The sequence below is a fragment of the Pseudomonas sp. HMWF006 genome, from assembly GCF_003061205.1.
GTDB lineage: Bacteria > Pseudomonadota > Gammaproteobacteria > Pseudomonadales > Pseudomonadaceae > Aquipseudomonas > Aquipseudomonas monsensis.
In genome coordinates this window covers 1-12,011 of record NZ_QAIU01000186.1, presented here as the reverse complement: position 1 = coordinate 12,011, position 12,011 = coordinate 1, and the positions used below count along the sequence as shown (strand labels likewise).

Sequence of the window (12,011 nt, the reverse complement as noted above, 5' to 3'; positions counted from 1 at the left end):
AACCCCAATTGCGAAAGCAGTTGGGGTTTTGTTTTGCCCGCAGGAAAGTTCGTACAGCATTCACCGACTCCGTCCGGCTGTCACAACCTGCCGACAATGCTAAGGTTCTGCCCTGGCTTTCGTACTTTTCCAAGGAAACCCTATGCCGGACGCCCAGTCCCTCAACGCTGCATTCATGGTGGTTCAGAGCAACAGCCTGGACGAGCTACGCAGCCTTGTGGTCAGCATCATGCGGCGCTATCCGCTGGCACCCTTGGAGAATGAAATTGCTCTGGTGCAGAGCAACGGTATCGCTCAGTGGCTGAAGCTGGCTTTGGCCGAAGATCCCGAGGAGGATGATCTCGGCGGCTGCGGGATTGCTGCTGCCATTGATGTGCAATTGCCGGGCAGCTTCATGTGGCAGCTCTACCGCATGGTGTTGGGACGGGAGGAAATTCCTGCCAAATCCCTGCTCGACAAGGCCCCGCTGACATGGCGGCTCATGCGTTTGTTGCCGCAGGTCATCAATCGACCGCATTTCGAACCGCTACAACGTTTCCTCACCCACGACACCGACCTGCGCAAGCGCTATCAGCTGTCCGAACGTCTCGCGGATCTCTTTGACCAGTATCAGGTGTATCGTGCCGACTGGCTTGAGGATTGGGCTGAAGGGCGGCACCAGTTGCGTAACGTCAGAGGCGAGGTGAAGCCGCTGCCGCCGTCCAGTTGCTGGCAGGCCGAACTGTGGCGTGCGTTATTGGATGATGTCGGTGAACAGGGCATGGCTCAAAGCCGGGCCGGCGTACATCAACGATTCATCGAGTGTATAAACAGGCTCGAGAAAGCGCCTGCCGGCTTACCCCCGCGAGTGATCGTTTTCGGGATTTCTTCGTTGCCGGCCCAGGTGCTTGAAGCACTGGCCGGGCTCGCGCGTTTCAGTCAGGTCCTGCTGTGTGTGCATAATCCCTGCCGCCACCACTGGGCCGATATCGTCGCGGACAAAGACTTGTTGCGTCATCAATACAAGCGACAATCCCGCAAGAGCGGTATGCCCGTCGTACTGGATCCCGAAACCTTGCATCAGCATGCTCACCCGCTTCTGGCGGCGTGGGGCAAGCAAGGTCGTGACTACATCAATCTGCTCGATAGCTATGACGATCCCAACAGCTATCGCGCGGCCTTTCGCGACGGGCGTATCGACCTGTTCAGCGAAACCCGGCCACATAACCTGCTCAACCAGCTTCAGGACGATATCCTGGAGTTACGGCCGCTCAATGAAACCCGCGAGCTTTGGCCCGCCGTCGATCTGACGCAAGACAAGTCGATCCGTTTTCACATTGCTCACAGTGCTCAACGTGAGGTGGAGATTCTTCACGATCAGCTATTGGCGCGTTTCAGTGCCAATCCGGATCTGCGCCCTCGAGACGTGATTGTGATGGTGCCGGATATCGACAGCTACGCGCCGCACATTCGCGCGGTGTTTGGTCAACTGGATCGGCACGATCCGCGGTTCATACCATTCACCTTGGCGGATCAGGGGCAACGTGGACGCGATCCTTTGCTGATCGCTGTCGAACATCTGCTCAAACTGCCAGACAGCCGTTTCCCCGTCAGTGAAATCCTGGACCTGCTTGACGTTCCTGCACTGCGCGCCCGCTTCGGTGTGGAGGAGCGTGACCTGCCAACATTGCATCGCTGGATCGAAGGTGCCGGAGTGCGTTGGGGCATGAACGCCGAGCAGCGCGCGGGCCTGGGGTTACCGCAGGAACTGGAACAGAACAGCTGGCATTTCGGTCTGCGCCGAATGTTGCTGGGATACGCCGTCGGCAGTGCCAAAGCCTGCGCCGGTATCGAGCCCTACGACGAGATCGGTGGCCTGGATGCAGCATTGATCGGGCCCTTGGTAGCCTTGCTCGATGCGCTGGAGCTCGCCCACCAGGCGCTTATGCAACCCGCTCAACCCAAGGCTTGGGGGCAGCGCCTGCAAGCGTTGATGCAGGTGTTTTTCAAAGCCAGCAACGAACACGACGATTACTTGTTGACCCAACTGGAAGAGCTTCGTGAAACCTGGCTGGAGACGTGTGAAGCCGTAGGCCTGACAGATGACCTGCCGCTGACCGTCGTTCGTGAAGCCTGGCTGGCGGGGCTTGATCAGGGGCGCCTGTCTCAACGTTTCCTGGCCGGTGCAGTGAATTTTTGTACGTTGATGCCCATGCGGGCCATTCCTTTCAAACTGGTCTGCCTGTTGGGGATGAACGATGGGGACTACCCCCGCGCACAACCACCACTGGATTTCGATCTCATGGGCAGTGACTACCGGCCGGGTGATCGCTCCCGACGTGAGGATGATCGCTATCTTCTGCTGGAAGCGCTTTTGTCTGCGCGCAATCAGCTCTACATCAGTTGGGTTGGTCGCAGCATTCGCGACAACAGTGAACGTCCCGCTTCAGTCCTGATCGGCCAGTTGCGCGACCATCTCGCAAGCGGTTGGCGATTGCCCGACGAGAACCAGGATCTACTTGGCGCCATGACTGAAGAGCATCCCTTGCAGCCATTCAGCGCGCGCTACTTTCATGAAGGCGACCCGTTGTTCAGCTATGCCAGCGAATGGCAGGTGTTGCACCAGCAGCATGAGCTGCAAAAGGATACCGAGTTGCTCGCCCCCTACACCCAAGAGGAGCCGTTGAGTCTGGCACTGTTGCAGGATTTCCTGCGCAATCCTGTTCGGCACTTTTTCACTCAGCGACTCAAAGTGTATTTCGAAGCAGCTGAAGCACCGCTGGCGGACGAAGAACCCTTCGTACTGGACGCACTGCAACGCTACACACTCAGCGACAGTCTGCTCGAAGCTGCGATTAGCCAGCCGGACAATATCGATCAAGCGCTCGAAGCCCAGGCCCGGCGCCTGCAAAACAGCGGACTGTTGCCAATGGCGGGTTTTGGCGAGTGTCTGCAACGCGAATTGATCGAGCCACTTCCGGACTTGCTGCAGCGCTATCAACAACTGCTGACGCTCTGGCCTACGCCGCTCACCAGCGCAATACCGGTCAATCTGGAGTTACAGGGGGTGCGTCTGGAAGGCTGGCTTGCGGGATTGCATCAACGTGCCGATGGTGGCGTCTTGTCGGTCACCACCATTCCCAACAGCATTGGCTCGATCAAAAGCCGCAAATGGCATCGGTTGACCAAACCGTGGGTCAATCACGTCGTGGCCTGTGCCAGCGCAATTCCATTGACCACTGCATTGGTGGCGAGTGACGACACGCTGCTGCTGGAGCCGCTGGATCAGGACAGAGCCACTGGCTTGCTCGCCGATCTGCTCCTGGCTTGGCAGGCGGGCATGCGACAACCTCTGCCGATCGCCGTAAAGACCGCGTTCGCCTGGTTATCCCAGTCCGATCCGCTGAAAGCCGAGGCGGCTGCCCGTAAAGCTTACGAAGGCGATGGCCTGGACAACAAGGGCGAACGCGGCGAAAGCCCTGCGCTATTTCGCCAATACACTGACTTCGTTGCATTGCTGACCGACGAGACTTTCTCTGGTTGGTGTGATGTCTTGTATCGACCTCTGTTTGAAGCGCCTTGGCGCTCATTGGCCAGTGAAGGGGCGCGCCCATGAGTTCGAAGACTCCTCTTGCACTGGCCTTCCCGCTGCGCGGTAGCCAACTGATCGAAGCCAGCGCCGGCACTGGTAAAACCTTCACCATTTCTGCGCTCTATCTGCGGCTTATTCTGGGGCACGGCGGTGAGGCGAACGGGTTCAGTCGCGAGCTGTTGCCGCCGCAGATTCTTGTGGTGACTTTCACCGACGCGGCAACCAAAGAGTTGCGCGAGCGGATTCGCACGCGTCTGGCCGAGGCCGCGCGCTTCTTCCGCGACGAGACACCTGCGCCCGATGGACTGATCGCCGAATTGCGCGATCAGTTTGATCCGCAGCAATGGCCAGGATGCGCCAATCGCCTCGATATCGCGGCGCAATGGATGGACGAGGCCGCGGTGTCCACCATCCACAGCTGGTGTCAGCGCATGCTGCGGGAACATGCGTTCGACAGCGGCAGCCTGTTTACGCAATCGCTGGAAACCGATCACAGCGAATTGCTGGGTGAGGTGTTGCGCGATTACTGGCGGTTGTTCTGCTACCCGATGCAGGGCGACGCGCTGAACTGGGTTCGCAGTCATTGGGGTGGGCCGGCGGCGTTGTTGCCTCGTGTACGAGGCTTGTTCGCCAGTGCACGCGACAGCGACGAAGGCAAGGCTCCGGCGGAGCTGATCGACGAGTGTTTGCAGGAACGCCGGGTTGCGTTGCTTGAATTGAAAATGCCCTGGCGTGAGTGGGCGGACGAGCTGTTGGCCATCTGTCATGAAGGCGTCGCGAGCAAGACCGTCGACGGCCGCAAGATGCAGGCACGTTATTTTGAACCGTGGTTCGAGAAGCTCAAGGCCTGGGCCGAAGATGAGTCCGTGGAACAGCTGGACATCGGCACCGGCTTCACGCGGCTGACCCCCGACGGCATGGCCGAAGCCTGGAAAGGCCAGGCGCCGAGCCATCCGGGACTGGACGCGATGTCGGATCTCAAATCGAGTCTCGATGCCTTGCCGACCCCCGACGCCGCAGTGCTGCAGCATGCAGCCCGATGGGTCGGCGCGCGCTTCGAAGAAGAGAAGCGGCGCCGCGCCGAAATGGGCTTTGACGACATGTTGCTGCGCCTTGATGCGGCGCTCCAGGCCGAGGGCGGCGAGCGTCTGGCGACGCTGATCCGCGAACAGTTTCCGGTCGCACTGATCGATGAGTTCCAGGACACCGATCCGGTGCAGTACCGGATCTTCGAGAGCATCTATCGCATTGAAGAGAACAGCCCTGACACCGGTCTGTTTCTGATCGGCGATCCCAAGCAGGCGATTTACGCTTTTCGCGGTGCAGACATCTACACCTATCTGCGCGCCCGGCAGGCCACTACGGGGCGTCTGCATACGCTGGGTACCAACTTCCGTTCCAGTCATGGCATGGTGCAGGCGGTCAACCATGTCTTCGAGCGTGCGGAAACCCGGGTGCTGGGACGTGGTGCGTTTCTGTTCCGGGAGAAAAGTGGTGAAAATCCGGTTCCGTTTCAACCGGTCGAATCTCAGGGACGTAAAGAGCATCTACAGATCGCCGGAGCGAGTGTCGCGGCGTTGAATATCTGGCACCTGTCCACCGACCAGCCACTGTCGGGCGCGGTGTATCGTCAGCAATTGGCGACTGCCTGCGCCAGTGAAATCACCGCGCTGCTCAATGGCGGGCAAACCGCTCAGGCCGGGTTCGTGCAGGAGGGCAAAGACTTCAGGGGCTTACGGCCTTCCGACATTGCGATCCTCGTTCGTGACGGCAAAGAGGCACAGGCCGTGCGTGCCGAGCTCGCCGCTCGTGGTGTGCGTAGCGTTTATCTGTCCGACAAGGACTCGGTATTCGCTGCGCAAGAGGCGCATGACCTGTTGTCCTGGCTCAAGGCCTGCGCCGAACCTGATGTCGAGCGTTCACTGAAAGCCGCGCTGGCCTGCATCACGTTAAATCTGCCGTTGGCCGAACTGGAGCGTCTGAATCAGGACGAACTGGTTTGGGAAAACCGCGTCATGCAGTTCCGTGGCTATCGCGAGCTCTGGCGCAAGCAAGGCGTGCTGCCAATGTTGCGGCGCCTGCTGCACGACTTCCATTTGCCGCAGATCCTGATGACGCGCAGTGATGGCGAGCGCGTGCTGACCAACCTTTTGCACTTGTCGGAGTTGATGCAGCAGGCCGCAGCCGAACTGGATGGCGAGCAAGCGCTGATCCGTCATCTGGCCGAGCTGTTGGCATTGTCCGGTCAGGCCGGTGAAGAGCAGATTCTGCGTCTGGAAAGTGACGAGCAACTGGTCAAGGTCGTGACCATTCACAAGTCGAAAGGTCTTGAATACCCGTTGGTCTTTCTGCCGTTTATCTGCTCGGCGAAGCCGGTGGATGGCAGTCGGTTGCCGCTGCATTACCACGACGCCTCGGGCAAGGCCCAGGTCAGTCTCAAACCCACTGCCGAACTGATTACCCAAGCGGATGAGGAACGTCTGGCTGAAGACTTGCGCCTGCTCTATGTCGCCCTGACCCGGGCACAACATGCCTGCTGGCTGGGCGTGACGGATCTCAAACGCGGCAATAACAACAGTTCCGTGCTGCATCTTTCGGCGCTGGGTTATTTGCTGGGTGGCGGCGCTTTACTGGGGGAGTCGACGCAACTGAACCGCTGGCTGCATGACCTGCAACAGGACTGCCCGGCAATCAGCATCGGTGAAATGCCCGACGCCACCTCCGAACATTATCTGCCGCCGCGTAATGAGGCCATCCTCAGTGCCACGCTGTTGCCCAGACGCAAGGCCAGTGAAAACTGGTGGATTGCGTCCTACAGCGCCTTGCGTATCAGTGATGTGCTGAGTGTCGGTAGCGACGAGGCGCCGGACAGTCCGCAAGCGCAAAAGCTGTTCGATGACGAACGCCTCGACCCTGACGCCCCGCGAGAAATCATTGCCGGTGGTGCCGACATTCACCGCTTCCCGCGTGGCCCCAATCCCGGGACGTTTCTCCACGGTTTGCTCGAATGGGCGGGGGATGAGGGGTTTACGGTTGCCCGCGAGGCGCTGGAAGACGCGATTGCGCGGCGCTGCAATCTGCGTGGCTGGGAGGGCTGGATCACCACCCTGAGCGACTGGTTGCAGCATCTGCTCAAATCCCCGCTACCGATTGGCGGTGAACAGCCACCGGTCATTCTCGAGCAGTTGCAACAATACCGGGTCGAGATGGAATTCTGGTTCGCCAGCCACAAGGTCGATGTGCTCAAGCTCGACGAGCTGGTGCGCCAGTACACCCACAAGGGCGTGGCCCGGGTGGGCGCCGAAGCGGTGCAGCTCAATGGCATGTTCAAAGGCTTCATCGACCTGACCTTCGAACACGAAGGCCGTTATTACGTGGCCGATTACAAATCCAACTGGCTGGGCGTGGATGATCTCGCCTACACCGAGCAAGCCATGGAGCAGTCGATTCTCGACAATCGCTACGACCTGCAATACGTCTTGTACCTGCTGGCCTTGCATCGCCAGCTCAAGGCGCGGCTACCCGACTATGATTACGACCGGCATGTGGGAGGCGCGGTGTACCTGTTCCTGCGCGGTACCCGTGCTGCCAGTCGCGGCGTGTATTTTGCGCGGCCACCCCGGGAGCTGATCGAGCGTCTTGACCGAATGTTCCAGGGCAAGCCCGAACCCAAGGCCGAACCCGCATGGGAACAGGGAGTCCTGCTATGAGCCGCACCTTCGCCGATCTTTTGCCGACGCCACTGGCTGCCGACATTCTGTCCGCACTCTCGCCGCTGACCAGCGCCGATGATTTGTTGTTGCTGATCACCCGTTGGGTCGAGCGCGGCTGGCTGCGCTCACTGGATAAGGCCTTCGTGGCCTTTCTGCATGAACTGGAGCCAGATACCGATCCACTGGTGCTGCTCGCGGCGGCACTTACCAGTCATCAGCTTGGTCATGGTCACGTTTGTCTGGATCTGTTCGAAACCCTCAAAGCACCGGATTTTGCGCTGTCGCTACCGCCCGAAGGCGATGTGCAAGGTGGCGTGCTGTTGCTGCCCTCGCAATTGCTTGAAGCGCTCGACGGCGCGCATTGGTGCAAGGTTCTGGCGGGCAGCCCCTTGGTAGCACTGGCTGCCGACAGCGGTGAATCAGCGCAGCAACGGCCGTTGGTGCTGTCTTCGAAACGCTTGTACTTGCGGCGCTATTGGGCGTACGAGCGCCGTATTGATCTGGCGTTGCGTCAGCGTCTTGCCCAGGCTGAGGCGACACCGGTTGATCTGCCGCAACGACTCGATGAGCTGTTCGGATCCGCCGGAACCGGCGACATGATCGACTGGCAGAAACTCGCCTGTGCCCTGGCAACGCGCGGCGCTTTCAGCATCGTCACGGGCGGACCGGGCACCGGCAAGACCACTACGGTGGTGCGCTTGCTCGCGTTGCTTCAGGCGCCGGCAGTGGAGGCCGGGCACCCGCTGCGGATCCGACTGGCCGCACCGACGGGCAAGGCAGCGGCACGCTTGACCGAGTCGATCAGTCAGCAGGTGCAATCGCTGAAAGTCGCCGAAGCGGTGCGAGAGAAAATCCCCTGCGATGTGACCACGGTGCACCGCTTGCTCGGCAGCCGTCCCGGCACCCGACACTTTCGTCATCATGCCGGCAACCGCTTGCCGCTGGATGTGCTGGTGGTCGATGAAGCGTCGATGATCGACCTGGAAATGATGGCCAATCTGCTCGATGCCTTGCCCGCCCATGCGCGCCTGGTGTTGCTGGGTGACAAGGATCAACTGGCCTCGGTGGAGGCCGGTGCAGTGCTCGGCGATCTGTGTCGCGACGCCGAGGGCGGGTGGTACAGCCCGCAGACCCGGCAGTGGCTGGAGGCGGTCAGCGGTGAGTCATTGCAGGGCAGCGGTTTGCATGAAGACGTCGATGGCTCGCATCCGCTGGCACAGCAAGTGGTGATGTTGCGCCACTCACGGCGTTTCGGCGAGGGCAGCGGCATTGGCCAGCTCGCCCGCCGGGTCAATCAGCAACTGCCGGACGAGGCCCGTGAGTTGCTGCAAACGAAGCACTATGACGATGTGTTTTCGTTGCGCCTGGCCGGCGAAAACGATCACAAGCTGGAGCGCCTGCTGCTCGAAGGTCACGGCGATGGCCCACAAGGTTATCGACATTACCTGAGCGTGCTGCGCCATCAGCGTCCGCCGTCGGGCAGGCCACTGGAGCATCCGGACTGGACCGTCTGGGCCCGTGAAGTCTTGCAGGCGTTCGATGCCTTCCAGTTGTTGTGCGCGGTGCGTAAAGGTCCCTGGGGTATCGAAGGGTTGAACCAGCGCATCACGGCGGCGTTGCTCAAGGCGCGCCTGATCGAGAGTGACCAGCAATGGTACGAAGGTCGTCCCGTCCTGATGACCCGCAACGATTACGGACTGGGCTTGATGAATGGTGACATCGGCATCGCCCTGAAGCTGCCCGAACGTGAGGGGCCGGATGCCGGTAAACCGGTGCTGCGCGTGGCGTTCCCGCGCAACGATGGCCAGGGCGGCGTGCGTTTCGTGCTGCCAAGCCGGCTCAACGATGTTGAAACCGTGTATGCCATGACTGTGCACAAGTCCCAGGGCTCGGAGTTTGCCCATACCGCGTTGATCCTGCCGGATGCCCTGAATCCGGTACTGACCAAGGAACTGATCTACACCGGGATTACGCGTGCCAAGCACTGGTTCACCCTGATCGAACCGCGTGCCGGGGTCTTTGAAGAGGCGGTGCAGCGCAAGGTCAAACGCCTGAGCGGATTGATGCTGGAGCTGGAGGAGGGCAGTAAGGCTAGGCGATGAAGTGCCGGTGATCAGCTGGAATTACTGACCAAGCGGTCAGGGGTCGATGCCTCGCTGGTGTTTCCCTGCTGTGCTATCGTTGCGGCATCATTTCGGTACGGTCCAAGAGAATCCCTGCATGAAGGTGTCTGTCTGGGCGGCAGAGCGCGCAACGGGCTGCAAGCACGCGTTGCTTGTCGGTCTGCTCTGGTTGTTGACGGGCGTTGCCGTTGCGCAAACGCAAGCGCCGACGGGCATGGCTGAACAACGGGCAAAATCCGTCACTCAGGTCGTTCTTGGCATCCTCAGCTACGCACGCTGGCCGGTGGAACCTGCGCAGTTGCGCCTGTGCATCGTCGGCCCCACCGAATACACCGATGATCTGGTCAAAGGCACCACCCAGGCCACGGGCCGTCCCGTTGTCGTCCGGCGACTGCTCGCAGACAACCCGGCCATCGTCAGCGAATGCGACGCGGTGTACATCGGCAAACTCACCACGGATGAACGCAGCCGACTGTTCACTTCGCTGATCGGCCATCCGGTGCTGAGCATCAGCGAAGGCGGCGACCAATGCACGGTCGGCAGCCTGTTCTGCCTGCGGGTGGGCGATGAGCAAGTGTCGTTCGAGGTCAACCTCGACTCCGTTGCCCGCAGCGGCGTGCGCATTCATCCCAGCGTGCTGCAGTTGTCGCGCCGCAAACCGGCGGCCCCATGAAGTTGTTCAAACCTGGCAGCCGCCCAACCCTGGGTTCGGTGATTGGCCGAGGGCATTTGATTGTCGCGCTGGTCGGTGTGGCGATGGCCAGTGTGTCGCTGACCTTTCTCGGCGTGCTGGCGTTGCGGGTCTACGCCGACCACAACCTGCACCTGATCGCCCGCTCGATCAGTTACACCGTCGAGGCGGCCGTCGTCTTCAACGACAAGTCTGCCGCAACCGAAGCGCTGGCCTTGATCGCCTCCACCGAAGAGGTGGCAGATGCTCAGGTGCTGGACGCGAAAGGCCAGTTACTCGCCCATTGGCAGCGTCCGGAAAACGGTCTGTTCTCCGGTTTGGAAATGCAAATTGCCCGCGCCGTACTGGAGCGGCCGATCAACCTGCCGATCATGCATCAGGATCGGGAGATCGGTCATATTCTGCTCACCGGTCACGGCGGCAGCCTGATGCGGTTTCTGTTGAGCGGTCTGGCCGGGATTTTTCTGTGTACCGCGATCAGTGCCTGGGTGGCGCTGTACCTGGCGCGTCGACAGTTGCGTGCGATCACCGGCCCGTTGCGCCGCCTCGCCGATGTAGCCCACGCCGCTCGCAGCGAACGGGCACTGGATCGCCGCGTACCGCCGGCGCAGATCGCCGAACTGGACAACCTCGGCAATGACTTCAACGCTTTGCTCGGCGAACTCGAATCCTGGCAAAGCCACCTGCAAAGCGAAAACGAAACCCTTGCCCACCAGGCCAGCCACGACAGCCTCACTGGCCTGCCGAACCGTGCCTTTTTCGAGGGCCGTCTGATTCGGGCCTTGCGCAATGCCGGCAAGCTCAACGAGCGGGTGGCCGTGCTGTTTCTCGACAGTGATCGCTTCAAAGGCATCAATGACAATTTCGGTCATGCTGCCGGCGACGCGGTGTTGGTGGCGATCGCCAACCGGGTCCGCGCGCAACTGCGTGAAGAGGATCTGGTCGCGCGTCTGGGCGGTGACGAGTTCGCCGTGTTGCTCACTCCGCTGCACAGGATCGAAGACGCCGAGCGCATTGGCGACAAGATCCTCGCCAGCATGGACATGCCGATTGCGCTGCCGGGCGAAACCAGTGTCGTGACTTCGCTCAGTATCGGCATCGCGGTTTATCCCGACCATGGCGCCACACCCGGTGCGCTGCTAAATGCCGCTGACGCGGCGATGTATCAGGCCAAGCGCCTGTCACGTGGCGCCCAATTCACGGCCGGGTCGGAGCACCCGGCCGATCCCATTCAAACCAGGAGCTAATCCCGTGTTCAAACTTCCCGTTCGATTGTTTTCCGCCGTGTTGCTGATGGCCCTACTGGCCCTGACCGGCTGCCAGACCGCCCCGCAAAAAGGCCTGACCCCGGCACAAGTCGCGGTACTCAAACAACAGGGCTTTGAGCTGACCGATGAGGGCTGGGAGTTTGGCCTGTCCGGCAAGGTGCTGTTTGGCAGCGACGTCGAAAGCCTGAACAGCCAGAGCACGGAAATCGTCGAGCGCATCGGCAAGGCCTTGCTGGGCGTCGGCATCGAGCGGGTGCGGGTCGATGGCCACACCGATGCGTCGGGCAAGGAAGCCTACAACCAGCAACTGTCGCTGCGTCGTGCGAAAAGTGTCGCCAACGTCTTGCTCACAGTCGGCATGAAGCAAGAAAACATCCAGCTGCAGGGCCTGGGCAGCAAGGAGCCAGTGGCGTCCAACGATACGGCGGCCGGTCGCACGGAAAACCGCCGGGTCTCGATTGTGGTCAGCGCCGACTAGTCGGCGAACCGCATCTCCCGAGTTTGCCCCATCAGCAGACCCTTATTGCGCTGGGGCACCTCGCGGAAGTAATCCCACAACAGGGTAATCCGCTTCAACTTCCTGAGATCCGCCCGTTGGTGCATCCAGAACTTCAAGGAGCTCAGGTTCATTCAATGATTACGGGG

The 12,011-nt window shown here is 60.7% G+C and carries 6 protein-coding genes and 1 pseudogene; 6 read left to right on the top strand and 1 reads right to left on the bottom strand.

All coding sequences use genetic code 11. The features are described 5' to 3' along the window. The first annotated feature begins 142 nt into the window (after positions 1 to 142). The 6 genes from recC (at position 143) to DBR24_RS07340 (ending at position 11,844) form a co-directional block, all read left to right on the top strand. Positions 143 to 3,595, top strand: coding sequence for an exodeoxyribonuclease V subunit gamma (recC, locus tag DBR24_RS07365; RefSeq protein ID WP_128614358.1), 3,453 nt, complete (start codon positions 143 to 145; stop codon positions 3,593 to 3,595). After that, positions 3,592 to 7,281 (top strand): exodeoxyribonuclease V subunit beta, encoded by a 3,690-nt coding sequence (gene recB, locus DBR24_RS07360; RefSeq protein WP_128614357.1) that lies wholly within the window; start codon positions 3,592 to 3,594, stop codon positions 7,279 to 7,281. Before recC ends, recB begins: the two co-directional genes overlap by 4 nt. Then, positions 7,278 to 9,386 carry an exodeoxyribonuclease V subunit alpha gene (gene recD / locus DBR24_RS07355; protein WP_128614356.1) on the top strand — a complete coding sequence of 703 codons (2,109 nt, stop codon included), beginning with the start codon at positions 7,278 to 7,280 and terminating at the stop codon, positions 9,384 to 9,386. Before recB ends, recD begins: the two co-directional genes overlap by 4 nt. Positions 9,387 to 9,504: 118 nt before the next feature. Continuing rightward, positions 9,505 to 10,080 (top strand): YfiR family protein, encoded by a 576-nt coding sequence (locus DBR24_RS07350; RefSeq protein ID WP_128614355.1) that lies wholly within the window; start codon positions 9,505 to 9,507, stop codon positions 10,078 to 10,080. Further along, the gene (locus DBR24_RS07345; RefSeq protein ID WP_128614354.1) at positions 10,077 to 11,345 is read left to right on the top strand and encodes a diguanylate cyclase domain-containing protein; all 1,269 of its coding nucleotides are present in this window, start codon (positions 10,077 to 10,079) and stop codon (positions 11,343 to 11,345) included. The genes DBR24_RS07350 and DBR24_RS07345 overlap by 4 nt, the downstream gene beginning before the upstream one ends. 46 nt (positions 11,346 to 11,391) lie before the next feature. After that, positions 11,392 to 11,844 (top strand): OmpA family protein, encoded by a 453-nt coding sequence (locus DBR24_RS07340; RefSeq protein ID WP_177490467.1) that lies wholly within the window; start codon positions 11,392 to 11,394, stop codon positions 11,842 to 11,844. Here the strand turns inward: DBR24_RS07340 and DBR24_RS31260 are convergent. Further along, positions 11,841 to 11,978: pseudogene (locus DBR24_RS31260) on the bottom strand (LysR family transcriptional regulator); the annotation flags it as partial. The gene DBR24_RS07340 and the pseudogene DBR24_RS31260 overlap by 4 nt on opposite strands. Positions 11,979 to 12,011: the final 33 nt, after the last annotated feature.

What these genes read in the sequence shown, in the direction of transcription:
- recC (WP_128614358.1), top strand. Translation starts at nt 143, where the DNA reads ATGCCGGACGCCCAGTCCCTCAACGCTGCATTCATGGTGGTTCAGAGC.
- recB (WP_128614357.1), top strand. Translation starts at nt 3,592, where the DNA reads ATGAGTTCGAAGACTCCTCTTGCACTGGCCTTCCCGCTGCGCGGTAGC.
- recD (WP_128614356.1), top strand. Translation starts at nt 7,278, where the DNA reads ATGAGCCGCACCTTCGCCGATCTTTTGCCGACGCCACTGGCTGCCGAC.
- DBR24_RS07350 (WP_128614355.1), top strand. Translation starts at nt 9,505, where the DNA reads ATGAAGGTGTCTGTCTGGGCGGCAGAGCGCGCAACGGGCTGCAAGCAC.
- DBR24_RS07345 (WP_128614354.1), top strand. Translation starts at nt 10,077, where the DNA reads ATGAAGTTGTTCAAACCTGGCAGCCGCCCAACCCTGGGTTCGGTGATT.
- DBR24_RS07340 (WP_177490467.1), top strand. Translation starts at nt 11,392, where the DNA reads ATGGCCCTACTGGCCCTGACCGGCTGCCAGACCGCCCCGCAAAAAGGC.